Source organism: Dyadobacter sp. 676, from assembly GCF_040448675.1.
GTDB lineage: Bacteria > Bacteroidota > Bacteroidia > Cytophagales > Spirosomataceae > Dyadobacter.
Window position 1 is genome coordinate 2,812,252 of record NZ_CP159289.1, and the last position, 23,301, is coordinate 2,835,552.

At 48.5% G+C, this 23,301-nt stretch carries 23 protein-coding genes and 2 pseudogenes; 9 read left to right on the forward strand and 16 right to left on the reverse strand.

Annotation, left to right across the window (positions count from 1 at the left end):
- Positions 1-68: 68 nt before the first annotated feature.
- A pseudogene (locus tag ABV298_RS12555) lies at positions 69-702 on the reverse strand (VTT domain-containing protein).
- Between the two features lie 71 nt (positions 703-773).
- A complete protein-coding gene (abc-f, locus tag ABV298_RS12560; protein WP_353722440.1) occupies positions 774-2,666 on the reverse strand; it encodes a ribosomal protection-like ABC-F family protein in 1,893 nt (630 codons plus the stop codon).
- A gap of 112 nt (positions 2,667-2,778) precedes the next feature.
- Here abc-f and ABV298_RS12565 point away from each other — a divergent pair, with 112 nt between their 5' ends.
- The 3 genes from ABV298_RS12565 to ABV298_RS12575 all read left to right on the forward strand — a co-directional run bounded on the left by ABV298_RS12565 (position 2,779) and on the right by ABV298_RS12575 (position 5,481).
- Complete coding sequence (locus tag ABV298_RS12565) at positions 2,779-3,789, forward strand: formylglycine-generating enzyme family protein (RefSeq protein WP_353722441.1); 1,011 nt, start codon at positions 2,779-2,781, stop codon at positions 3,787-3,789.
- 24 nt (positions 3,790-3,813) lie between these two features.
- Positions 3,814-5,157, forward strand: coding sequence for a Gfo/Idh/MocA family oxidoreductase (locus tag ABV298_RS12570; protein ID WP_353722442.1), 1,344 nt, complete (start codon positions 3,814-3,816; stop codon positions 5,155-5,157).
- 129 nt (positions 5,158-5,286) lie between these two features.
- Positions 5,287-5,481 (forward strand): hypothetical protein, encoded by a 195-nt coding sequence (locus ABV298_RS12575; RefSeq protein WP_353722443.1) that lies wholly within the window; start codon positions 5,287-5,289, stop codon positions 5,479-5,481.
- Here ABV298_RS12575 and aroC read toward each other — a convergent pair whose 3' ends face one another.
- The gene (aroC, locus tag ABV298_RS12580; RefSeq protein ID WP_353722444.1) at positions 5,482-6,561 is read right to left on the reverse strand and encodes a chorismate synthase; all 1,080 of its coding nucleotides are present in this window, start codon (positions 6,559-6,561) and stop codon (positions 5,482-5,484) included.
- Between the two features lie 6 nt (positions 6,562-6,567).
- Positions 6,568-7,917, reverse strand: a complete 1,350-nt coding sequence (locus tag ABV298_RS12585) for a BatD family protein (protein ID WP_353722445.1) — start codon at positions 7,915-7,917, stop codon at positions 6,568-6,570.
- Positions 7,918-8,071: 154 nt separating this feature from the next.
- Here ABV298_RS12585 and ABV298_RS12590 point away from each other — a divergent pair, with 154 nt between their 5' ends.
- Entirely contained in the window at positions 8,072-8,278 is a 207-nt protein-coding gene (locus ABV298_RS12590; protein ID WP_353722446.1) for a hypothetical protein, read from the forward strand.
- A gap of 92 nt (positions 8,279-8,370) precedes the next feature.
- Here the strand turns inward: ABV298_RS12590 and ABV298_RS12595 are convergent, their stop codons facing one another.
- The 6 genes and pseudogenes from ABV298_RS12595 to ABV298_RS12620 all read right to left on the reverse strand — a co-directional run bounded on the left by ABV298_RS12595 (position 8,371) and on the right by ABV298_RS12620 (position 14,351).
- Positions 8,371-10,119, reverse strand: coding sequence for a tetratricopeptide repeat protein (locus ABV298_RS12595; protein WP_353722447.1), 1,749 nt, complete (start codon positions 10,117-10,119; stop codon positions 8,371-8,373).
- Between the two features lie 90 nt (positions 10,120-10,209).
- Positions 10,210-11,157 (reverse strand): substrate-binding domain-containing protein, encoded by a 948-nt coding sequence (locus tag ABV298_RS12600; protein WP_353722448.1) that lies wholly within the window; start codon positions 11,155-11,157, stop codon positions 10,210-10,212.
- 218 nt (positions 11,158-11,375) lie between these two features.
- Positions 11,376-12,200 (reverse strand): TonB family protein, encoded by an 825-nt coding sequence (locus tag ABV298_RS12605; RefSeq protein WP_353722449.1) that lies wholly within the window; start codon positions 12,198-12,200, stop codon positions 11,376-11,378.
- 27 nt (positions 12,201-12,227) lie between these two features.
- Positions 12,228-12,809, reverse strand: coding sequence for a biopolymer transporter ExbD (locus ABV298_RS12610; RefSeq protein ID WP_353722450.1), 582 nt, complete (start codon positions 12,807-12,809; stop codon positions 12,228-12,230).
- Positions 12,810-12,834: 25 nt separating this feature from the next.
- On the reverse strand, positions 12,835-13,449 hold the full coding sequence (locus ABV298_RS12615; protein ID WP_353722451.1) for a biopolymer transporter ExbD: 615 nt from the start codon (positions 13,447-13,449) through the stop codon (positions 12,835-12,837).
- Between the two features lie 61 nt (positions 13,450-13,510).
- Positions 13,511-14,351, reverse strand: a pseudogene (locus ABV298_RS12620) (MotA/TolQ/ExbB proton channel family protein).
- 633 nt (positions 14,352-14,984) lie between these two features.
- Between ABV298_RS12620 and gatC the strand changes: the two are divergent.
- A complete protein-coding gene (gatC, locus tag ABV298_RS12625) occupies positions 14,985-15,272 on the forward strand; it encodes an Asp-tRNA(Asn)/Glu-tRNA(Gln) amidotransferase subunit GatC (protein WP_353722452.1) in 288 nt (95 codons plus the stop codon).
- A gap of 24 nt (positions 15,273-15,296) precedes the next feature.
- Here gatC and ABV298_RS12630 read toward each other — a convergent pair whose 3' ends face one another.
- The 3 genes from ABV298_RS12630 to ruvX are packed head-to-tail and all read right to left on the reverse strand — an operon-like array spanning position 15,297 to position 17,160.
- On the reverse strand, positions 15,297-16,088 hold the full coding sequence (locus ABV298_RS12630) for an amidohydrolase (protein WP_353722453.1): 792 nt from the start codon (positions 16,086-16,088) through the stop codon (positions 15,297-15,299).
- A 25-nt stretch (positions 16,089-16,113) separates the two neighbouring features.
- Positions 16,114-16,698, reverse strand: coding sequence for a peptide deformylase (gene def, locus ABV298_RS12635; RefSeq protein ID WP_353722454.1), 585 nt, complete (start codon positions 16,696-16,698; stop codon positions 16,114-16,116).
- A 48-nt stretch (positions 16,699-16,746) separates the two neighbouring features.
- Entirely contained in the window at positions 16,747-17,160 is a 414-nt protein-coding gene (gene ruvX, locus ABV298_RS12640; protein WP_353722455.1) for a Holliday junction resolvase RuvX, read from the reverse strand.
- Between the two features lie 118 nt (positions 17,161-17,278).
- Between ruvX and recJ the strand changes: the two genes are divergently transcribed.
- A complete protein-coding gene (gene recJ, locus ABV298_RS12645; RefSeq protein ID WP_353722456.1) occupies positions 17,279-18,991 on the forward strand; it encodes a single-stranded-DNA-specific exonuclease RecJ in 1,713 nt (570 codons plus the stop codon).
- 19 nt (positions 18,992-19,010) lie between these two features.
- Complete coding sequence (gene lptB, locus ABV298_RS12650) at positions 19,011-19,742, forward strand: LPS export ABC transporter ATP-binding protein (protein ID WP_353722457.1); 732 nt, start codon at positions 19,011-19,013, stop codon at positions 19,740-19,742.
- Positions 19,743-20,106: 364 nt separating this feature from the next.
- On the opposite strand, the gene ABV298_RS12655 is transcribed toward lptB, so the two are convergent.
- Complete coding sequence (locus ABV298_RS12655) at positions 20,107-20,646, reverse strand: copper chaperone (RefSeq protein ID WP_353722458.1); 540 nt, start codon at positions 20,644-20,646, stop codon at positions 20,107-20,109.
- Positions 20,647-20,734: 88 nt separating this feature from the next.
- Here ABV298_RS12655 and ABV298_RS12660 point away from each other — a divergent pair, with 88 nt between their 5' ends.
- Positions 20,735-21,145, forward strand: coding sequence for a hypothetical protein (locus tag ABV298_RS12660; RefSeq protein WP_353722459.1), 411 nt, complete (start codon positions 20,735-20,737; stop codon positions 21,143-21,145).
- Positions 21,142-21,570 carry a DUF3299 domain-containing protein gene (locus ABV298_RS12665; protein WP_353722460.1) on the forward strand — a complete coding sequence of 143 codons (429 nt, stop codon included), beginning with the start codon at positions 21,142-21,144 and terminating at the stop codon, positions 21,568-21,570. The genes ABV298_RS12660 and ABV298_RS12665 overlap by 4 nt, the downstream gene beginning before the upstream one ends.
- 3 nt (positions 21,571-21,573) lie before the next feature.
- On the opposite strand, the gene ABV298_RS12670 is transcribed toward ABV298_RS12665, so the two are convergent.
- Together ABV298_RS12670 and recO are read right to left on the reverse strand one after the other, a co-directional pair.
- Positions 21,574-22,290 carry a hypothetical protein gene (locus ABV298_RS12670; RefSeq protein WP_353722461.1) on the reverse strand — a complete coding sequence of 239 codons (717 nt, stop codon included), beginning with the start codon at positions 22,288-22,290 and terminating at the stop codon, positions 21,574-21,576.
- 69 nt (positions 22,291-22,359) lie between these two features.
- The gene (gene recO, locus ABV298_RS12675) at positions 22,360-23,055 is read right to left on the reverse strand and encodes a DNA repair protein RecO (protein ID WP_353722462.1); all 696 of its coding nucleotides are present in this window, start codon (positions 23,053-23,055) and stop codon (positions 22,360-22,362) included.
- Positions 23,056-23,301 lie beyond the last annotated feature (246 nt).

Here is a 23,301-nt window from a genome sequence, read left to right on the forward strand (position 1 = left end):
AGGTAAGTCGGCATTGCCGAAACACAGCATGTCCAAAAAAGAGAAGGCTTTGCCAGCACCGGTTTAGCTTATTCGGCCATTCCTTTCCGGGCATTCAAATACCCTTTGATAACCGTAAATGTGGTGATGGCCAGGAAAAAGAGGATTATGTACTGAACATAGTCGACGATCCAAGGAAACTTCTCCCCGAAAAGATAACCTCCGCCCGTCAATGTAAAAATCCAGATCGCTCCTCCGACTACATTATTGATCAGGAACGCGGGAAACGACATTTTCACAAGTCCAGCGAGAATGGGGGCGAATGTACGCACGATAGGAAGGAACCGACTGATAATCAGAGTCCGGCTTCCATATTTTTCAAAATAATTCCGGGTAGTTTCGATGTGCTTTTTCTTGAAAAAGAAGGAATCCGGCCTGTTTTCAAACATATCCCCGAAATACTTCCCGAAAATATAGCCTACCAGCGAACCTAATATAGCCGCCGTCAGCATGCTGATCAGCAGGATGAGAATCGGAACGTCGAGGATGCCGGTTCCACAAAAAACGCCGGCCAGGAACACGAGATAATCCCCCCGGCAGGAAAAATGCGAAGAACAGGCCGTTTTCAGCAAATACGATAAAAGTAATCACCAGGAGCCCGCCCGTGCGGATAATCTCCTCCGAATTAAGAATATACTGAAAAAACTCGACGATTGAATTCATATCTCGTAATCTATAAGAGGGCCCGCGTGCTGACAGTGGCGCGCTATTGCCGGTTTGTTGACTGTTTAAAATTAAGCATTTTCGGAAAGTTCCAGCCAGCGCATTTCCTTATCCGCCTGACTTTCATTGATTTCCTCGATCTGCCGCGACCATTTGGCTAAATCCTCGTGCGAACCGCCTCTGTTCAGGTTTTCGACAAGTTGTGCTTTGGTCACCTCCATTTGAGCAATATCGGCTTCGAGCTGTTCCATTTCCTTTTGTTCCTTGTAACTCAGCTTCCGCTTCGAGGCGGTCGCAGGCGCGGCAGCCGACTCTTTCGGAGCCGCAGGGACGGGAGCCGCGGGACGGGGAGGCGTATTGCCGGCCGCCAGTTTCTTTTCGGCCTCCCGCTCATCCTGGTAATCACGCAGCTCAGTGTAATTGCCCGGAAAATCACTGATCCTGCCATCTCCTTCAAACACAAAAATGTGCTGAACCAGCCTGTCCAGGAAGTAGCGGTCGTGGGAAACGATCATCAGGCAACCCGGAAAGTTGAGCAAAAATTCTTCGAGCACATTCAGGCTATCGATATCCAGGTCGTTCGTAGGCTCATCGAGGATCAGGAAGTTCGGCTGTTTGATCAGGATTAACAGAAGCTGCAAACGACGCCTTTCTCCTCCGCTGAGTTTGGAAATAAAATCATATTGTTTCGAAGGCGAAAACAGGAACGCCTGCAATAGGTGGCTGACGGTCACGGTTTCGCCGGTACCGAGCTGAACTACTTCGGCTACATCCTTCACGATGTCGATCACGCGCTGGTTCTCGTTGAAAACCAGGTCCGTTTGTTTGTAATAGCCGAAACGGACCGTCTCGCCGGTTGTGATCCTGCCGGCATCGGGTTGCAATTCGCCGGTAATCATGTTCAGCAACGTCGATTTCCCCATTCCGTTTTTCCCGACCACGCCAATGCGGTCGCCGCGGCGGAATGTGTACTCGAAGTTTTTGATCAACTCGCGCCCGCCGAAACCTTTACTGACATTTTCGAGCTCGATGATTTTGCTGCCTAATCGCGACGTTCGTACATTCAGCTCCATTTGTACATCGAACTTCTTCTGGCTGGCTTTTTCCTTCAAATCCTCGAATGCGTCGATGCGGTATTTGGCTTTCGTACCCCGTGCCTTCGGCTGTCTTCTGATCCATTCCAGCTCCTTGCGCATGAGGTTACGCGCCTTGTCGATCGTCGCGGCTTCGAGTTCTTCGCGCTCCGCCTTTTTTTCGAGGAAATAGGAGTAGTTCCCTTTATAAGTATATGCCGAGCCATGGTCGAGTTCGAGCATCTGGTTGCAAACCGTATCGAGAAAGTAACGGTCGTGCGTGACCACCAGCAAGGTCGTATTCGAAGTATTGAGGTATTCTTCAAGCCATTCGACCGTATCGAGGTCGAGGTGGTTGGTAGGTTCGTCGAGAATCAGCAAATCGGGATCTTCCAGCAGGACCTTGGCCAGTGCGACACGCTTCCGCTGACCTCCGGAGAGCGTTCCGTAAGCATTGTCGGTATGATGAATCCCCAGTCTTCCGAGAATTTCCTTAGTCCTGTATTCAAAATCCCACGCATTGAGCTTGTCCATATCCTCCATTACCTGGGCAAGCTCTTCATGATTGTCGCTTTCGATGGCGTGCTCGTAGCGTTTCACAACTTGCGCTACCGGGTTATTCGAGGAGAATATCACTTCGAGCACCGGCAGGGCTTCGTCGAAAGCGGGGCTTTGGTCGAGGTAACCTACGCGAATGTCTTTACGGACGCTTACTTCACCTTCGTCGGCAGGGATTTTACCTGTCAGAATATTCAGAAACGTCGTCTTTCCCGTTCCGTTGGTCCCGATCAACGCCACTTTATCTCCTTTACTGATTCCGAAACTGATATTCCTGAAAAGCCACCGGTCGCCGAACGACTTTGCGATATTTTCCGCCGAAAGATAATTCATGATTAGACTGTGAAATTCTGTGTATGCAAAGTTAGGACAGATATCAAACAACAAAGAAAAAATTCGCTTTCATAGGGTAAATAGGCTAATATTGCCACTTATATTCAGTTAGATGGTTCCATTGAACACATTCATTATCATGTCCAAACAATCATTTTACCTAATCTTAACCGTTTTTCTTTGTTTTAAAGCAGTAGCGCAGGACAGTAATTTTAAAAATTATACCCAAAAAATCGGAGGAAGCCCCCTGAGTTACGACATGGTCGCGATTCCCGGCGGTGAGTTCCTGATGGGAAGCCCGGCCAATGAAAAAGGCCGCAGGACTGACGAAGGCCCACAGCACAAGGTCAAAATCGAGCCTTTCTGGATGGGCAAATACGAGGTGATCTGGGACATTTACGATTTGTACGCTTTCAAAAATATGGAAAAGGAAATGGCGGCACGCCATCCCGATCCGGACAAGAGCGTTCAGAAAACCGACGCCAGCACCCGCCCCTCCCCTCCTTACGTAGATATGTCTTTCGGAATGGGCCGTTCGGGCTATCCTGCGATCAATATGACACAATATGCGGCGATCTACTTCTGCAAGTGGCTATATGAAAAAACCGGCGTTTTTTACCGTCTGCCTACCGAAGCCGAATGGGAATATGCCTGCCGTGCGGGTTCTAAAACTCCTTATTCGTTCGGCGACGAGTCCAAAATCGATGAATATGCCTGGTACCGCAAGAACAGCGACGCCGCTTACAAAAAGGTAGGACAAAAAAAGCCCAATGCATGGGGCCTGTACGACATGCATGGAAACGTGATGGAATGGACCCTCGACCAGTACATTCCTGATTATTATGCCAAAAAGCCTGCTGGAGAGGCTTACGCGCCGGTGACAGAACTTTACCCTACCTCCGTTCGCGGCGGTTCGTGGGACGACGAAGCGGCCGATCTTCGCAGCGCGGCACGCGTGGCGTCGAAACCCGAATGGAAAATCCTCGACCCGCAGTTGCCGAAATCGGAGTGGTGGATGACCAGCGCGTCGTTTGTAGGTTTCCGCATCGTACGACCGCTTAAAACGCCTTCACCGGAGGAAATCAAAGCTTATTACAGCCCCAAGTTGATTGAAGACTACTGATCATATTTAAACTCTTAATTCGAAATGGAACAGAACAGACGTAATTTTTTGAAAGCATCGGGTCTGATCGCCGGCGGTGCCATCCTGAACCCGTTTACGGGCTATGGCTTCAACAGCTCGGTGGACGAGACGATCAAGGTAGCGCTTATCGGCTGCGGCGGGCGTGGAACCGGTGCGGCCGCACAGGCATTGAGTACTTCGCAAAATGTGCAGATTGTGGCCATGGCCGATGCTTTCAAGGACCGTCTTGAAGATTCTTACAAAAACCTGACAGCTAAAAAATACAAAAATGCTGCCGGACAGCCGGTTGACATCAAAACGAAAGTAGATGTTCCCGAAGACCGGAAGTTTGTGGGATTCGATGCATTCAAAAAGGCCATCGCATTGAAAGATGTGGATGTGGTTATCCTCGCAACGCCTCCCGGCTTCCGTCCTTCGCATTTCGAAGAGGCTGTGAAAAACAACAAGCACATTTTCATGGAAAAACCGGTTGCTACCGACGCACCGGGTATCCGCAAAGTGCTTGAAGTTGCGGAAGAGGCCAAAAAGAAAAAACTGAATGTGGTAGTAGGTTTGCAACGTCATTACCAGGCCAATTACCGCGAGGCGATCAAACGCATTCACGACGGCGCGCTGGGGGATATCGTGGGCGGTCAGGTGTACTGGGTGGGAAGCAGCCCCTGGATGAAGGAGCGCCAGCCTAACCAGACTGAAATGGAATACCAGATGAGAAACTGGTATTACTTCAACTGGCTTTGCGGCGACCACATTTCGGAGCAGCACGTGCATAATATCGACGTGGCCAACTGGGTGAAGAAAGGCTATCCGGTGTCGATCCAGGGAACCGGCGGCCGCCAGGTGCGCACCGGCAAAGCCTATGGCGAGATTTTTGACCACCATACCCTCGACCTAATCTACGCCGACGGAACCGTGATTTCCAGCCAATGCCGCCAGTTCGAAGGAACCTGGAACCGCGTTGACGAGGCATTCGTTGGTACCAAAGGCCGTATCGATAGCTTCGATGGCAAGAAAACCATCCTGAAAGATTACAAAGGTGGTGTGATTTACCAGCACGACGACAAGGGTGATAAAAACCCGTATCAGGTAGAACACGATGAGCTTTTTGCTGCTATCGCAAAAGGTGAATATAAATTCGCCGACGCTGAAAACGGCGCGAAAAGCACAATGACCGCAATCATGGGCCGTATGGCGACTTATTCCGGCAAAATGATCAAATGGGAAGAAGCGTTGAACTCGGATATCAACCTGTTCCCTGATAAACTTGCATGGGACGCGTCTCCGAAGGTCCTGCCAGGTCCGGACGGGCTTTACCCTGTCGCAATCCCCGGTAAAACGCAGGTAATATAACTACAAAAAAATAACACAAAATGGCCCACTGAGGGCCATTTTGTGTTTTAATAGCATTTCTCAAAGCGAATGCCTATATTCGGTAAGGGAATATCGACGATACTTATTGTGGAACGAAATATGTAGTCAGTGAAACTTAACCTGAGAAACGCTGTACTTATTCTGCTTGCCGGTATGATCGTATTGGCGACCGGTTCGTTTTTAAACTCGGCCAAAACCCAATTCAGCGACCCGGTCATTCTGAGCGGGCTTGCGATCGAATTCATCGGGACCATCTGGCTGGTGCTATGCCTCAACCAGCGTCGCAGGCGTCACAGGGCCTGATTACAGTTTCGCGGATCTGTTCCTCAGGTAAAAATCCGCCAGAACCAGGGCAGCCATAGCTTCCACGATAGGTACTGCGCGTGGCACCACGCACGGGTCGTGCCGGCCCTTTCCCTGCACAATGGCTACACTACCAAACTGATCCACGCTTTCCTGATCCTGCATAATCGTAGCCACAGGCTTGAATGCAACACGGAAATAAATATCCTCGCCGTTAGAAATACCACCTTGAATACCGCCCGAATGATTGGTTCGCGTATGCACGTCGCCATTTTCATCGGTGTAGAATGCGTCGTTGTGCTGTGAGCCCGTAAGCAGCACGCCGTCGAATCCGCTGCCGTATTCGAAACCTTTCACCGCATTAATGCTAAGCATCGCTTTGCCGAGCTCTGCATGAAGTTTATCAAAAACAGGTTCTCCCCAACCCGCGGGAGTGCCCTTCACAACACAATTCACCACGCCGCCGATAGAATCGCCCTGCTTACGAATGCTATCGATGTAATCGAACATTTGCTGCGCCATTTCAGGGTCCGGGCAGCGTACAGCGTTATTCTCGGTTTCCGAAAGGTCCAGTTCCTGATAGCCCTTCGTGAGCTTCATAGTACCAACCTGGGAAACGTACGCCTGAATATTTATGCCCAACCCGGCCAGCATCAGCTTCGCAAGCGCACCTGCGGCCACGCGGGCGGCTGTCTCGCGCGCGGAACTGCGCCCGCCGCCGCGATAATCCCGTATCCCGTATTTAACCTGATAAGTATAATCAGCGTGCGAAGGCCTGAATTGCGCCGCTATATGCGAGTAATCCTTGCTCCGCTGGTCCTCGTTCCGGATCACCATTGCAATGGGCGTACCGGTCGTTTTTCCTTCAAATACGCCGGACAAAACTTCAAACTCGTCGGCTTCCTTTCGCTGCGTGGTAATCCGGGACTGTCCCGGCTTTCTGCGGGTAAGTTCGCTTTGTATAAAATCGGAGTCAAATGTGACGCCGGCGGGGCATCCTTCGATCACGACACCGATTCCTGCTCCGTGCGACTCGCCGAAAGTCGCTATCTTAAATATTTTTCCGTATGTACTGCCCATTAAAACTTACTTTCTAAATACCCAAATCATTGTTACCAACAACAATACGATGACGGTGTTGGTTAAATCTTTCAATATCTTTTTATAATCGATCGTCTCTCTGCTGCTGTCAAGGTTTTCCAGGTTATCGTACAAACCCGAGGAGCCGCTGAGCGACAGATTAGCGAGTTTATAATCGTCTCCCCTGACTTCCAATGAGGATGCCGAGGTCAATGTATCGTATTTCTGTTTCTCCACATCGAAGTAAATCCAATGGAAATACCGGCTTAGCGGAAATTCACCGTCTTTCCGGGGAACTACGAAATAGTCGAATGTCTTTTCTCCTATTACGCTTTGGTAGCTCCGTTTGACGACCTGGCTGACTTCCGGCGGATAAATGTCAAAGGACGAATTGGCCTGTATCATAGGCGCCGGAATGGCGGCAATGTTCCCTACTCCTTCGATTTTAAACATGTATCTGACGCTCTCGCCCGGATACACGAGATCGCTTGACAAACGCTCTTTTAAGCTATACTGGCCCACGGCAACCTGATCGCGTAGCGGATGGTCGGGCAACTGGCGCACCTCGACCCTCACCGGCCTTGACCGGAAGGCCTTCACCAGTTTGTTTTCTACGTTTACGGCGCGTCCTGTTTCGGTCACGAGCATATCCAGCTTCACCGATGGCAGCACGATGTCTTCCGTTGTGATCGGAAAGAGCCTGGCCTGATACATATTGTACTCGGCGTACTTCCGCCCGCGAATCGTTACCTTTCGTTTTATGATTTCCTCGACCCCGATATTTTCTTCCCAGCAGTTCACAGGCCTGATAGCCTTCAGTATCGCCTGCAACTGTTCGTTAAACCGGTAAAACTCCATTTCCACCGGCGCATTTTCGGCGATGTAGAGTGATATTCTCACCGCAAAACCCTGGCGGATATAAACCTGCTTTTTATCGGTTTGCACGGACAAAAAGACTAGCTGCCCGTTATCCTCGACCTCCGTTACATCCACATTTTCTTCGGCCGGGGCATTCCCGCTGTTATCCCCCGCCTTCGCGAAAACAACCATGGTTTCTTCGGAGCGTAATCTGAGGCTGTTCACAGCTAATGTAAACTCGGGGATCAAATAATTGCCCGCCTTTTTCGCGTAATACTCCTGTGTAATCGTCTGTATAACCACCTTTCGCCCGTCCACCGTGCTCACGGAACTTGTAGCCGACTTGCTTCTCTTCTCCAAGTCCTTGATTTCAGGGAAGATAACCGACGGCCTGGTTTCGACATCCCTCAAAACGACCGATATCAAAAATGGTTGATCCAATGTCAGGTTTTTCGAACCATATTCGATCGTCGCGAGGTTTTCAGTGCTCTGCGCCAACGTGATACCAGAAAAACACAAAAAAATATTTAATAACGCATATAATTTCATTTCAGTTTTTCGTTATCTTTATTAGGAATTGCTGAAAACGAAGCGTTTTAAAGGGTTTCTTTTGTTTTATCGTTGTCCCTAAACCACAAAACTACATAATACTATGGCCTCGATGCTTGAATACATTAAAATTATTCTTCAAAAAGTCAGCTTCGACCGGAAATTATTTGAAAAAGAACTCAGAAAAGCGATCCGCATGTTAATGCCCGCTGAGATCAAAAGGCTTAGGCAATGGTGTTACGACCATTATGCAACTGTTCACTTACCTGTGCTGAACACGTGTTTTGCGAGACTTTCCTCTTTGAATTAGCACTAAAACCTATTTGTCAGAAAAAATCGAGAGCTCATAAAGCAAGAAAGCCGCCCGAATCGGGCGGCTTTCTTATTAAGAGCCTTTCAGAATTATTTCTTCTTCGGAGCAGGTTTCGCTGCGGTACCGGCAGCGGCGGGCTGCTGTGCCGGTTGGGCAACCGCAAGTCCTAACGCTTCCTTCGCAGCAGCATTATCGGGATCTACTTTGAGCAATTTCTCCCAATACTCCTTCGCTTTCGCTTCGTCCTTCAAGGTCGACTGAGCGTGGAATGCAAGATAACCATAAGCCAATCTCAGATAAGACTTGAACTTACTCGGATCAGGATCCTTCTCGGCCAGTTCCGCCAGTTTCAGGTAGTAAGGCTGTGAGATACCTTTGTCGATGTTCTCCTGTCTGTCATACGCGTTGTAAAGCGCACTTGCACGCCAGTAGTATCCGTATGGCCAATCCGGCAATTTACGGGTTACGGTGGCGAAGATAGAATCTGCTTTCAAGTAAAGATTACGTTTGTCGGTCGCGATTTTCAAACTGTCAGCGAAGTTGGGGTCACCTGATTTCGGCACGACAATTCCCTGAGCGGTCTGGAAGTTGGCAAGCCCCTCGTAATAATAGTCATTGGCAGAGGCCTTGGCGGTATCCAGGCTGTTACCTTTTTCGTAAGCAGCGGCGGCCTTCGGAAAATCTTTCGCAGCATAGTACAAGCTTGCGACTTCCTTGTATGCAGCGGCAGCCTCCGTTTTGCTGGTATCCATTTCGGCACCTTTCTTAATATATTCCATACCCAACGAGTCGTAGCCTTTGCCATCCGTTGACTTCGCATTGAGCGCACGTCCGAGGTATTTATAGTCGTCACCGATTACTTTGTCAGGGGCGATTTTGATGAATTCTTCCAGGTTCTGGATTGCCGAATCAGGCTTATTGGTTTTAAAATAAGCCCATCCGTACATACGCTTTGTGATCGGGTTGTTAATCTTGCCCTTTGCTTCTTCCAGGAACTGGAGCGATTTCGCGTAATCGTCGGCAGTAAATGCGAACTGCGCGCCACGAAGTTTCATTTCAGGATCGGTGCTACCGCTTTTCTGCAGGTAAAGATCGAAGTTCTCAGCTGCTTGCTTGTATTTCTGAGCGAGGAAGTAAAGCTCGGCCAGGTCTTTATATGCAGGAGCGAAGTTTGGATCCGCCTCAATCGCCTTTTTGTAGTTTTCCAACGCGAGGTTGTAGTTTTTACCACGGAGGTAAACAGAACCGATCGCATTGTGTGCCACTGCGTAGTTTGGTTTTGCGGTTAATGCATATTCGTAAGCAGTTACCGCGTTACCGCCCTCGTTGCGCAACATCAGGGCATCTCCCTTTGCAAGGTACGCATCTGCCAGATTCTTGTCACGTGCTATGGCGAGGTCAAGCAGGCGGATCGCCTCAGCGGGGTCATTATTTTTCTCGAACAATGTATAAGCTTCGCCAATTCTGAAAAGAACTTCTGCGTCTTTCTTTTTCTTCTTTTCAGCTTCGTCAAACAATTCCTTCGCTTTCGCACGATCACCCTTTGCCAGCGCAACGGTTCCTTGCCCTACTTTGTTCAGGTAAGATTTATCGTCCAGCGTAAGGCCCTTATCGAATGCTTTCTGCGCCTCGTCCAATTGGTTGGTTTTAATATAGTAATAACCAAGGTAATATTGGTTATCAGCAGAAGGGCTTCCTTCGGCAAGCTTTTTGAACAAATCACCTGCTTCGTTATAACGTTCTCCGTGAATTAATGCCAAGCCATCCTGTACCGTTTGTGCGTGCAAGTTTACAAACGCCAATAAACCAAATACCAATGCTACTAATTTCAATCTCATGTTTCTGTTCATTTTTTACCCGGTTAAAATAATGATAAAAAACTTGGTTTTTCAATAACAAGCCCCAAATCTACTAATTGTTTACTTTCACTATAACTCTTTCTTGACTTCCAGTTCCCTGGGATAAACCACCGTCGGCAATAAACCCATTTTCTGGATAATCAGCCCGCCCACGTCGCGGGCGATGTAGGTCATCAGCCCGCCGCCGAGTCCGGGGTAACCTTCCCGGCTGATTATGTACAAATCTCTGTACAACGGGTACCGTTTGAACTCCAATCCCGCCTGGAACGGCTGAATATAGTCCGAAAGTGAATCGGGTTGGGCGTCTTTGGCAACCCCCATCACCCTGATCCCCTTCGAAAGCTCTTCCGAAGCTAGCGAATGTCCGTCACTGATCCAGTTCACCCCGATGAAACCGAGATGTGTCGGGTTTTCCCTGACATCCTTGATAACATTCTCATTAGACCCTGCTGAAATAATCCTCAGCTTTTGGATATCCTTGATGCCAAACTTGTTCAACACAAAGTTCAGATTACTTGCGTTGGCATTGTCGAAAACCAATGTGATCAATCCCTCCTGTGGCCCCTTGATCTGCGCCCAATCGGTGATTTTACCTTCCATAATTGCTTTCAACTCCGGAATTGTGATGAGACTATCCGTGTTGCTCTTTCCAATCACCAGGGCAAGTCCGTCCGTCGCAATATGTTGGAACTTATGGCTTCCTTTTTGCTTCTTGATGATTTCCAGCTCCTTTTCATTCAACTGGCGCGTTGCAAAAACGATCCTCGCGCTATCATTCAGTAACTGTCGGATCGCCTCCTGTTCCGGCTTGTAGTCGACATTGAAATGTGCATTGGGGTAAATTCCCTCATAGGCACTCGTCAGCGAGTTCACCAGTGGTTTAAAAGATTCATCCGCGGCAATTGTAATCGTTCCTTGCCTTGGATTGTCCAAATCGCTGGTGGATGAGGTACATCTTAATAGTCCCGCTACTCCGAGGGATAGCAGCAGCAGTGATCCCGCCAGTCTCTTGTTCATGACTCGTCCTGATTTCTTCTCAACACTCTGTATCCCCGGTATAGGCCGTACACAATAAGCGTGCCAGCGAAAGCATACCGCCAGACGCTGCCGATCGGCAACAATCTAAATGAGAAGGAGGAGAGGATCAAAAAGACCCCTCCTCCTACGTATGCCAGAGCCATTACCGAAGAGGTCAGATCACCGAGCTTTTCATGCAATGGTTTCTGCCTCATGCTTTACTCCAATTGGAAGTTGATCGGCAAGTTATATTTTACACGAACTGCACGTCCTGACTGCTTTCCAGGCTTCCATTTCGGCATAGCTTTCACTACGCGGATCGCCTCTTCATCGCAACCAAAACCCAATCCTTTCAAAACCTGCACATCCTGGATACTTCCATCTGTGTTAACCACGAAGGACAAGAACACCCTTCCTGAAACGTTAGCACGGGATGCCGCACTTGGGTATTTGATATTTTTTCCAAGGTACTTGTACATTTCTGCGGTACCTCCTGGAAATTCCGGTTGTTGCTCAACCACTGTAAATACCTTTTCAGGTTCAGGGGCTGCTTCTACTACTGTTCCTTTGCTAGGCGCAGCAACAGCTTCGGGCGCAACGATGATTTCATTCGCATTAGGGTCACCCTCCACGGTTTTGTCAGCAACAACAGCTTCTTTGATTTCTTCTACTGTTGGTGGTGGAACCTCTTCGGGAACCTCTTCATCTTTCTTAACCTCAGGAGGCAAGAACTTCACTGTATTCACCTTGGGTGCCTCCACTGGTGGTGGCGGTGGTGGCGGCGGCTCTGCCGGGTCAATTGGCGGCGGCGGGATCTTCATCAAATCCACTTCAACCATTGGTGCCTCTTCCTCCTTGCCTGCCGTCAAGCTGTTGATGATCGACGGTGTAAACATAGCAAGAACAAAAAGAGCAGCTCCGATTATCGTGGCCTTCGTCACATCTCTGCGATATCCCTGACGAAGTTCAAAAGCTCCGTACGCCTTATTACGATCCGCAAACACTATATCATCCAGTGTTGCATTCGGGCTTATCTCTGCCATGGCGCTGTGATTAATTTTGATTTAAAACTAGTTTTTGGGTATTACCTTGTCGCCCAGGAGTTTCTTTTCCGAATCGGTTAGATTGTCCACGAGTGCATAACGTTTGGTTTTTGTAATCGCCATTTCGTCCAGTACGTCCACCATATTCTTATAGGTTGATACCGCCGTTGGTTTGATTACTACCACAAACGCTTCATTACCGTCTTTATCCTTTGGATTAGCTGCGTTGATACGCTTCTGGGATGCGAAAATCACGCTTCTGAGATCATGACCGTAACGGGTCGTTTTCAACTCAGTGGCTGCTTTGTCATCATCCGCAGCGATACCATCCAGATAATACACATCGTCGTTAGCCCCCATAAAAAGGGTAAGCACTTTCGATGCTTTCAAAGGTTCCGTCGGTTTTTCCTGATCTTCGGTTTTATCAGGCACAGCGAGCGACATGGATGTCGGCTTGGACATGGTTGTCGCCAGCATGAAAAAAGTAATAAGCAAAAATCCTAGGTCCACCATTGGGGTCATATCCACACGGGTGGACATTTTCTTGGCCCTTACCTTACCATCACCTTTACCGTGCCCACCACCACCGGATTCTTCAATTGCTGCCATTTCTTCTAATTATTAAATGATAACATTATTCGTTTGTATAACCGGCCGGTGCTTGTTCACTACCCGTAATCAGGTTGAACTTGTTGATGTTCTGCGACTGAAGGTTAGCCAATACGTCTTTGAACGCAGGAAACTTCGCGAGGTTGTCTCCTTTCAATGCGATCCGCAAGCCGTTGTTAGCCTTACGAGCTGCATACACCCAGTCAGCAAGTTCGCTTGCGCCTGTGGAGTCAACCGGAATACCAGGCTGTTTAACCTGACTCATTTGCTCCTTCGGCATGTTCAACCATGGCTTCAATTGGTTCAATGGGAACCCGAAACTCGATTGAAGGGCGAACTTGGCTTTTTCAGTATCCGTAAACGTGATACCTTTTGCCTGTCCGATGTTGTCCAGCATCGCTACCCTTGTGGGTTGAGCATCAACCCCGAAGAATACTTTGCCGGTTTTGTCGATGCTGATGACCATGATATCATCATCAGGGACTTTGATCTGCGAAATCGATGTAGGTGTTGTAATCTCCGCATCGTTCGACTTAAAAGTCGCCGTCATAATGAAGAACGTCAAGAGCAAGAAGGCAACATCCGTCATGGCCGTCATATCAGTATGCGGCGCATGTTTCTTAGGCCTTACCTTTCCCATACAAATATATAAGTTTTTTTTATATTAACGAAACTTCATTATAAAATAGTTCCGGGAACTATTAATAATGTGCAGCAAAGTTCGACTGGAGGCTCATGCCAATTTCGTCGATGCTGTAAGTAAGATCGTCAACACGGCTGTTCAGGTAAGCGTAAGAGATTGTCGCGATAGCGGAAGTACCGATACCAAGAGCGGTATTGATAAGCGCTTCGGAGATACCGGTCGCAAGAGCAGCGGAGTCAGGTGAACCTGATGTACCCAAAGCCGCGAACGCCTTGATCATACCGATTACCGTTCCAAGAAGTGCCAGGAGCGTAGACGCACCCGCCAGTGTAGCGATAATGGTAAGGTTTTTCTGGAAGCATCGGAAGTTCAAGTGTAGTAGCTTCTTCGATCTCTTTCTGAAGAGCTGCCAGTTTTTGCTCTTTATCGAGCGCAGTTTCAGTAGTTAACTGCTTGTATTTCAGCAGACCTGCTTTGATTACATTACCAACAGATCCTTTTTGTTTGTCGCACTCTTTGATAGCCTCTTCGATTTGGTTTTTGTCGAGCAGGCTTCTCACTTTACGAACGAATGAATCGATGCTTCCCGTTCCGCTGGCTTTGCTCAAAGTGATCAGACGCTCGATTGTAAAGGTTAATACAACAAGGAAACACGTCATCAGGATAGGTACGATAGGACCTCCCTTGTAAACGATTCCGTAGTAATCACCATCGATAGGTCCTTTTTCGTGATCGCCATCTTTAAAGTGTTCAGGAGCCCCCAACACGAAAATGTAAACACAAAGTGCAATCGCAAAAAGTAGAGGGATTACCAATGCCGGGTTCAAACCGCCTTTGCCTTTAGATGCTGCCGCAGCAGGCTTTGGAGCTGGTGCCGGACTTGTAGCTTTCTTTTCCATCAGACTTACTTTTAAAGGTTAAATTGAGATTTTGGTTGTGAATTAAATAAAACTTTTGGTTTAAACTGGTTTTCGTAAAATAAAATTTTGAATGCTTTTCAGATAAACGACATCTACAAAAGTATGAGTTTTCCTTTTAAAAAAAAGCAAGCGTTTCGGCAGATTTTTTCTCAGATTTTTCTTCCAAACGCCTCTGAATTGCATATTTTAAAGAATCCCCTCCCTTCTATTTTTAGTAAAAATTCTGGTTTTAATACTGATCTATAAGGATATACCGCCCCCCCCCCCCCCGGACCTCTATATAATTGCACTCTTTGCTTTCATATGTAACAACATGTTTTTTAGTGAGGAGCTTTGCGTTTCAAAATATTTCAAGATTACCCTACAAAAGCAAATATTATTTTTCTCCTACTATGTGTCTTGACAACAATTTTAAATTTCAGAGGCCGCGAGTTTCCGCCCTCCCTTAAAATTTGACTATATCAATCCTCCCTTCGCCCGAAATTTTTTCCGCCCGTCAGGCGATCCGTCCTTCATTTTCCGGGAGCCTACCACTAGCGGAATGACAAAATTCCGGTAATTTTGGCTTTCCGCAGATAGCGCGACTGTTAACTTAACAAATTCTTAAAATACATGAAGATCGATCAGGAGTCGCTTAACAAGATTGCACACCTCGCACGCCTTGAAATCAGGCCGGGGGAAGAAACGGCGCTCTTGCAGAGTATGGACTCGGTTCTTACTTGGATGGACCAGCTCAATGAAATCAATACGCAGGGAGTGGAACCTTTGACGCACGTGCTCGACGAAGAAAATAACTGGCGGGAAGATAAGGGCGCCAATACGCTCTCCCGCGAGCAGGCCCTGTTCAATGCACCGTCGAAAAACAGTACCTATATAATGGTACCCAAAGTGATTGAGTAAGTATAGGACAATGTGTCCTATACCTCAACAACGGATTTCAAAATCGTCGGCGTCCGACAATGCGGGGAAGCCCTGCCGGTAAGCGGCAAGCTCCGTCCTTGAAATATGGACAATCTTTTCGGTCTCCTGGTTCGTGAGCATTACAAGCGGCTCACCCAGGTAATCGAGCGCTACGGAGTCACCGCGGTATTGCAAACCGTTCCCGTCGGTCCCGACGCGGTTAACTCCCACCACGTAGCACTGGTTTTCGATTGCCCTCGCCTGCAAGAGCGTGCTCCACGCGTGCGCGCGGCGTGCGGGCCAGTTCGCTACATATAACAGGATGTCGTAAGCATCATTTTGGATGTTGCGGCTCCATACCGGAAACCGCAGATCATAGCACACCAGCGGGCAAATTTTCCAGCCCTTCCATTCGATCGTCAACCGGCTGTTCCCCGCGGTGTAATATTTGTTCTCCTCCCCCATCCGGAAGAGATGCCGCTTGTCGCTTTGCGCATAGGTGCCATCGGGGCGTACGCAAAAAAGGCGGTTGAAAAAACTGCCCTTGTCATTTACTGCGAAACTTCCCACCACCAATGCGTTCGTCTGCTTTGCGATTTGCTTCATCCAGCGGGTGGTGGTCAGGTTCACCGGCTCGGCCAACGCGGTATTCATCGTGAAACCGGTGTTGAACATTTCCGGGAGCACGATCACGTCCACGGGCTCGGACAATGCGGCAAGCTTTTCCTCGAACGACGCGAGGTTAGCCGTTACATTTTCCCAATGGAGGTCGGCCTGGACCAATGCAATGGAAAGGATTTCCTTATTTTCCTGCATGACCAAATACTATGTTGTTTAAAGCCTATCGGCGGTTCGGAAAACGCATGCGGTAATCGGCATCCACATTTCCCCTGGAAATATCAGTCAGTTTCTTCTTAATGAACTGTTTTTTGAGCGTCGGCAAATAATCCACGAAGAGCTTTCCCAGCAAATGGTCGTATTCGTGCTGGATGATGCGGGCGGCCATACCTGAATAGGTTTCTTCATGCTCGTTCCAGTCGAGGTCGCGGTAACGGATACGCAGCGTCTCGGGGCGGTACACGTCGCCCCGGATGCCCGGAATACTCAGGCAACCTTCTTCGAACGCCCATTCCTCGCCGGTTTCTTCCAGTATTTCGGGGTTAATGAATGTCTTTTTGAAATCCGCCAATGACAAATCCGGCTCGTCGTCATCGTCTTCATCCTTTTCGGCGAACGGCGTAGCGTCCACTACGAAAATACGGATGTTCAGACCGATCTGCGGAGCGGCGAGGCCCACGCCGTTAGCACCGTGCATGGTTTCGAACATATCCTCCGAAAGTTTCTTCAGGTCCAGTTCATCTTTTTCGATAAAACGGGTGGGCTTTCTCAGGATCGGGTCACCGTATGCAACTATTGGATAAATCATGCTTATTACAACTTTTACTTCCTATATAATATGTACTACTTACAAGTTCTACCTTCCGCTTTCCATAAAGGACTGCAGAATGATTGTGGCGCTTACCTTATCGATGTTGCCTTTATCACGCCGGTCGCTTTTTTTTGACCCGGCAGCGATCATCGATTGCAGCGCCATGGACGATGTAAAGCGCTCATCGTGCAAATGCACCGGGATTTCGGGGAATGTCTTTTGCAGCGTTTTTACGAATGCAGAAACCCTTGCGGCATTCTCGCTGTCGGTATTGTCCAGTTTTTTTGGCATTCCAACCACGAATGCTTCCACCTGCTCGCCCGACATATACTTTTTGAGAAAATCGGTCAGTTGATGAGTGGGGACCGTATCGAGCGCGGTCGCAATAATTTTCAACGGGTCCGTAACGGCTATTCCGCTGCGTTTGGCACCGTAATCGATCGCCAGAAGACGTGGCATGGGCTTAAAAGATGTTAATAGTTTGCAAAGATAAGACCTTTCGGTTAGCTTTTCCCGATCGATCACCCGATTGCACATTTTGGCTGCAAGCATTCCCGAATCCGATTATCTTTGCTTTATGATTGAAAAGCGCTGGATACACCACCCTCCCTTCACCTCTGAACAAGAACAGGTTGCACAGAGACTTGCCGAGGCCCTGAAAGTAAGCCCCTCCCTGGCCACGCTTTTGGTGCAGCGCGGCATTCTCGATTTTGATCAGTCACGCGATTTTTTCCGCCCGGAGATCAGGCATTTACATGACCCGTTCCTAATGGCGGATATGGAGAAAGCCGTTGAGCGCTTGATCGAGGCTATCGATTCCAATGAGAAAATACTGGTTTACGGGGATTATGACGTAGACGGTACCACTTCCGTGGCATTGTTCTATGGTTTTCTGAAGAGGATTTACCCAAATCTGGACTATTACATTCCCGATCGCTATGAAGAGGGCTACGGTGTTTCCTGGCAAGGTATCGAATGGGCGGCGGCCAATGGCTTTACATTAATAGTAACCCTCGACTGTGGCGTAAAATCGGTGGACAAGGTTACCGCCGCCGCCGAAAAAGGGATCGACTTCATTATCTGCGACCACCACCGCCCCGGCGACGAGCTTCCGCCGGCAGTAGCGGTACTCGACCCCAAGCGGGACGACTGCTTATACCCTTACAAGGAGCTCACCGGCTGCGGCGTGGGCTTCAAGCTTTTGCAGGCATTTTGTGTCCGGCGAGGGCTCGATCCCGGAACGCTTTACGATTACCTGGATTTGCTGGTTGTCAGCATTGCTTCCGACATCGTCCCCATTACGGGCGAAAACCGTGTTTTAGCATTCTACGGCTTGCAAAGGCTCAATACCCAACCAAGGACCGGCATTAAAGCATTGATACAAATCTCAGGCATTAACGGTGCACTGGATATTACCAATGTTGTTTTCGGGCTCGGGCCCAGAATCAATGCGGCCGGACGCGTCAAACATGCAAAGGAAGCCGTAAGACTGCTACTTTCGGAAATCGAGGAAGAGGCAATGGAATTTGCCGAAGAGATCAACAGGCACAATAGCGAACGTCGCAATTTCGATTCGAGCATCACCGAACAGGCGCTTTTCATGATTGAAAACGACGAATGGTTTTCCAATGCAAAAAGTACCGTATTATATAAGGAAGACTGGCATAAAGGCGTAATCGGCATCGTGGCGAGCCGTTGTATCGAAAAATACCACCGTCCGACGATCATTCTGACGCAATCGCACGGAAAAGCTGCCGGGTCGGCGCGATCGGTGCCGGGTTTCGACGTGTACGAAGCCATCGAAGAATGCGCCGACCTCCTGGAACAATATGGCGGGCATACCTTCGCAGCAGGGCTGACACTGCCCCTGGATAATGTAGAAGCGTTCCGGAACCGGTTCAACGAAATTGTGAGCAGCCGAATCCAGCCTGACCAGCTCGTACCGATGATCAACGTCGATATGCTGCTCGACCTGGAAACAATTACACCGAAATTTTACAATATCCTTCGTCAGATGGGCCCGTTCGGGCCGGGAAACATGATGCCGGTATTCGAGTCGAGAAATATAACACTGGTAGGCCGCCCTACCCTGATGAAGGAAAAGCATATCAAATTTGAAGTAAGGCAAAACAATTCGGCGATCTTCACGGCTGTTGGCTTCGGAATGGGGCATTTTTATCCCGACATTGTCAATGGAAGGCCGTTTTCGATCTGCTATTGCCTTGAAGAGAACAACTTCCGTGACAAGAAAACCTTGCAGCTGTCGTTGAAAGACATCAAACTGCATTGAGGAAGAACTTAAACGAACAATGATACTAAGAACTGAAAACCTTGTTAAGAAATACGGGGTTCGTCTTGTTAATAATAATGTGAGCTACCAGGTCGAGCAGGGTGAGATCGTAGGGCTGCTCGGGCCGAACGGCGCGGGAAAGACGACTTCATTTTATATGGCGGTAGGCCTGGTAAAACCGAATAGCGGCAAAGTATACCTCGACGACAAGGACATTACCAACTTGCCCATGTACAAGCGTGCGCGTCTCGGGCTGGGCTATCTTGCGCAGGAAGCTTCGGTTTTCAGGACATTAACGGTGGAAGAGAACATCAAGGCTGTCCTCGAAATGACCGATCTCTCCCACGCCGACCAGAAACGAAAGGTGGAAGAGCTGATCGAGGAATTTCACCTTGGACACGTCCGTAAAAGCAAAGGAATGGTACTCTCGGGCGGCGAGCGCCGCCGGACCGAAATAGCGAGGTCACTGGCCGTCGATCCGAAGTTTATTTTGCTCGACGAGCCTTTCGCGGGGGTAGACCCCATCGCCGTGGAGGATATCCAGAGCATTGTCGCGAAGCTCAAACACAAGAATATCGGCATCCTTATTACCGACCACAACGTAAACGAAACGCTCTCCATCACCGACCGCGCCTATCTGCTGTTCGAAGGAAAAATACTGAAACAGGGAACGGCAGAGGAACTGGCGGAAGATGAAGTGGTGCGGCGCGTTTATCTGGGACAAAACTTCGAACTGAAAAGGAAGATCTGAAATGTCTCCAGCATAGAAAAGGGAACGCTCAGGTGGCACTCCCTCTCTTACAATTATTCACCATGAACTGTATTACTAGTCAAGTTGAGTAGCAGCAATGTTACTTCTTGGGACACTTTTTACAATGCTTGCCCTTCTTCTTGTATTTCTCGCAGCACTTCTTGAATACACATTCCGTGCTGTCCTCGAAGCTTTTCAGCCAAAAACACCCTTGTTCCGGCCCCACATTGTAATCACTAACAGTAAAAGCGCTCATTCACATTGCCGTTAAAACTGAGGCAAATATATTACCTATTTAGAATGATTCAAATGTTTGTGAAAATTATTTTGAATAAATCTAAATAGCTCCCATATACTTAAACGGTCACTTCACATATCCTTTCCGCTTCAATAACTCGAGAATTTCACCTGCGGACACCTTATCCTTATGATACGAGAGCGTTAATTCGTTTGCTTCCAGGCTGATGCTTTCTTTGCGAACGCCGTCGATCCGATGCAGATCGGCTATCAACGTTTCCTCGTTATACCCGCCGGTCAGATCAATGCGAAGTTGACGCTGGGACCTGAGTCTCTCGAACTGCTGCTCCGCTAAAACCTGGCGTTCCGTCTTAAATGGCTCCCACCGGTTGATAACCAGCCCCGACAAGGTAATCATCCAGCCTGCCAGATAAGACAATGCTTCCATCCTGCCGTGAAAGCTTTTATTCCAATAGTAAAAAGCGAACAACCTGCCGGTTAAACCAAAAAATATGGTCCATTGCAGAATGGTAAATATTCGCTGATGCCCTGTCAGAAACGTGTCAAACACCGGCAGGGACGCCAGGGAAAGCAATGGCACAAGGCAGCAGGCGACGTGCAGAAAGGTGATCACCATGCTCAAAGAGAGGGAGTAAAAACTTCGCATAACCCGAAGAAATAGACAGCACTATTGCTTGTTAAAAATATTAGGTTCATTTTTGCAACATTGTTGCATTTAATGAAGTTCCATCAATATGAGTCCAGCCTACCTATTTTCGATACTAATCCTCGCCGCGGCAGTTCTGTCGTGCTCAAAAGGAAATGAAAAAAGTCCCGAGCTGATCGAGGCCAACCGTCTGCATCTTGAAGCCATGAAAATTTCTGTCCAGCTCGAACAAAAGCTGGAAAACTTGTCCTCACAAGCAAAAAGCGCCGCGCAAAAAACACGAATCGACAGTTTGAAAAATCTGATCGAAGTTTGGGAAGAAAATCTGATCGAAGTGCCGGGCTTCGCGCATGCGCACGATCACACACACGGCGCGCATACGCACAAAGCGGCCCCGTCCATGACCGACGAATCGATGCTGGATTATCAACGGCAGTCGAAGGAAGCCATTATCGAATTGAGGGACGTAATTACCAAACTGGACCGGGATCAAAAATGAGGGCGTTTGTAATCCTGCTGGTTTCCCTCTGTGCATTCACGACCGCGCCTATACAAGTCAACTGGAAGCGGTTAGCCGACGTGCAATTCACGCGGAAACTGAACAAAGAATTGAGCATGTATTTTCTCTACCCCACTTTCGGGCCGTCGGTGAATGCGTTGCAGGGGAAAGAGATCAGCATCCGCGGCTATATGATTCCGGTAGATGAAAACGACAATATTTATGTGATTTCCGCAAAACCGATGGCCGCCTGCTTCTTTTGCGGCGGTGCGGGCCCCGAATCGATTATCGAGTTGCAATTCCGGAAGAGGAAACAACACTTCCGCACGGACGAGGTAAGAACAGTCCGGGGAAAACTGTTGCTCAATGCGAGCGACGTCGATCACCTTAACTACATTCTGAAAGACGCCGAGGTGACCGACTGATTATCACGGAATTTTTTCCCAGATCTCATGGATAGGCTTGCCGTCGCTACTCTTGCCGCTATGATCCCAGCGACCGTTGTCGAGCTTGAAATTGAACGTTAGAGAGGCACCGACACGGTTATTGTCTTTGGAAAAAAACTGAATATTTTCCGTGTATTTGCCGTCTTTGGCCGTGTAGGTCCCGCCCCCGGTCGCGTAGAATCCCTTCACGGCCGGATCGATCGCGAACCACTGAAACCGGGTTTTTGAAAGCAGTTTAAGCGTTTTGCGGGTGCCTGTCTGGTGTATTTTCACTAATTCACCCTGCCCGTTGTCGCGCTCGGTAATGTGCCATGCGCCGGCCATAGGCTCATTCATCGCGTCGTCGATACGCATCCAGACCATCGCTTCGTCGTAACGCAATGTGAGGACATCGTCTTTCACTGTCACCGTAAATTCAATGGGAATGCCGATTTTCGCCGTGTCGGCCGAATTGAATTCGGGCGTGTAAGTCATCTTGTCGCCGTTCATCATGAATGGGCCGCCTTCGGTTCGTTCGAAATACTTGTTACCGACACTATAAGAGGCGATCACCAGGTAATTATCAGCCACAATAAGCGTAGAAGTGCTGCCGGTGGGCTCCTGCGATTTCCATGCACCTTTGGGTACCTGCGGCAGGCGCTCCTGGGCGAATGTCAGAAAAGAAATGAGTAAAAAGGCGGTTGTCAGTATATGTTTCATTGCATTCTGTTTAAATGGGACTACCATATACGTTATCAAAATTATGCCAATTTCGACGCAAATCAATTTTCAGCGCAAAACTTCCCGCAAAACGTCGAGCGACCTGATCTCCCCCAGGGCGTCCATGTGGATTTTGTAAAAGAAAATCATCTTTTCCAAAATGCTTATCCGCCGCGTCCTGTCCAGCGGAATGGACAATCCGTAGCCGTTTTCCAGCATTTTGGCTGTGGCCGTGTGCTCCTGCGCGTCGGGCTGATGCGGATAGTGGTTATCTTTCAGCTCACCTTCAAGGTCTTCGACCGTTTCTACGCCAAAGCCCAGGAAATGCGCCAACTGCATCAGAAACTGGATATGGAAGTTTTCGAAACCGGTCTCCGCCTCATCGAGATACAGCACCGATTGCTCTATAAAATGGAACAGCGGCTCGTTGTTCTCTTCCTCTCGCAAAGTTTTACCGAGCATTTCGGTCATAAAAAGCGCCAGGCCCGATTTTATTACATCATAGGGAATCGAGAAGAACGGGGCATAGCACTTGATCTCGGAAATGCGGTGGATCGTATCCTCCTTGCTTTTATGGTATACCACCATATCCAGCAATGTAAGTGGCTGGAAAAACGCGATCCGGTTGGTTTTCGACTTGCTGCTTCGGACGCCGTTAACGATATAGGTCTGTATACCAAAGGCTTCCGTGTAAATCTTCGCGATGATCGAAGACTCCTTGTACCGGATGTAGCTCAGCGCAATGCCGCGGGTTTTATAAAGCATGAAAAATTTTAATATCGATTTGATCAAAAATAGTTATCTTCCTTTTATAGTGAATCTCTAACTGTTGATCCGGCTGTTAGACAGCCGGCAAGGTGATAGGCGGTATGCCTATGCCGGTAACAACGGCCAATCCGATACCGCCGGTTTAAACCGGCAGAAAGCACACTAAAATTTGAACATTTTTGAAGTTTTTTAAGCCGGAGGATTTGTACCTTTGTAAGAAATAACGAACTAAACGGGAATAGA

Coding starts and splice junctions, on each gene's coding strand:
- ABV298_RS12595 (WP_353722447.1), bottom strand. CDS start 10,119: ATGAGATTGAAATTAGTAGCATTGGTATTTGGTTTATTGGCGTTTGTA.
- ABV298_RS12600 (WP_353722448.1), bottom strand. CDS start 11,157: ATGAACAAGAGACTGGCGGGATCACTGCTGCTGCTATCCCTCGGAGTA.
- ABV298_RS12630 (WP_353722453.1), bottom strand. CDS start 16,088: ATGCAGGAAAATAAGGAAATCCTTTCCATTGCATTGGTCCAGGCCGAC.
- ruvX (WP_353722455.1), bottom strand. CDS start 17,160: ATGCCACGTCTTCTGGCGATCGATTACGGTGCCAAACGCAGCGGAATA.
- ABV298_RS12615 (WP_353722451.1), bottom strand. CDS start 13,449: ATGGGAAAGGTAAGGCCTAAGAAACATGCGCCGCATACTGATATGACG.
- ABV298_RS12570 (WP_353722442.1), top strand. CDS start 3,814: ATGGAACAGAACAGACGTAATTTTTTGAAAGCATCGGGTCTGATCGCC.
- def (WP_353722454.1), bottom strand. CDS start 16,698: ATGATTTATCCAATAGTTGCATACGGTGACCCGATCCTGAGAAAGCCC.
- ABV298_RS12565 (WP_353722441.1), top strand. CDS start 2,779: ATGGTTCCATTGAACACATTCATTATCATGTCCAAACAATCATTTTAC.
- ABV298_RS12590 (WP_353722446.1), top strand. CDS start 8,072: ATGGCCTCGATGCTTGAATACATTAAAATTATTCTTCAAAAAGTCAGC.
- aroC (WP_353722444.1), bottom strand. CDS start 6,561: ATGGGCAGTACATACGGAAAAATATTTAAGATAGCGACTTTCGGCGAG.
- ABV298_RS12660 (WP_353722459.1), top strand. CDS start 20,735: ATGAGTCCAGCCTACCTATTTTCGATACTAATCCTCGCCGCGGCAGTT.
- abc-f (WP_353722440.1), bottom strand. CDS start 2,666: ATGAATTATCTTTCGGCGGAAAATATCGCAAAGTCGTTCGGCGACCGG.
- ABV298_RS12655 (WP_353722458.1), bottom strand. CDS start 20,646: ATGCGAAGTTTTTACTCCCTCTCTTTGAGCATGGTGATCACCTTTCTG.
- recJ (WP_353722456.1), top strand. CDS start 17,279: ATGATTGAAAAGCGCTGGATACACCACCCTCCCTTCACCTCTGAACAA.
- ABV298_RS12670 (WP_353722461.1), bottom strand. CDS start 22,290: ATGAAACATATACTGACAACCGCCTTTTTACTCATTTCTTTTCTGACA.
- recO (WP_353722462.1), bottom strand. CDS start 23,055: ATGCTTTATAAAACCCGCGGCATTGCGCTGAGCTACATCCGGTACAAG.
- lptB (WP_353722457.1), top strand. CDS start 19,011: ATGATACTAAGAACTGAAAACCTTGTTAAGAAATACGGGGTTCGTCTT.
- gatC (WP_353722452.1), top strand. CDS start 14,985: ATGAAGATCGATCAGGAGTCGCTTAACAAGATTGCACACCTCGCACGC.
- ABV298_RS12605 (WP_353722449.1), bottom strand. CDS start 12,200: ATGGCAGAGATAAGCCCGAATGCAACACTGGATGATATAGTGTTTGCG.
- ABV298_RS12665 (WP_353722460.1), top strand. CDS start 21,142: ATGAGGGCGTTTGTAATCCTGCTGGTTTCCCTCTGTGCATTCACGACC.
- ABV298_RS12610 (WP_353722450.1), bottom strand. CDS start 12,809: ATGGCAGCAATTGAAGAATCCGGTGGTGGTGGGCACGGTAAAGGTGAT.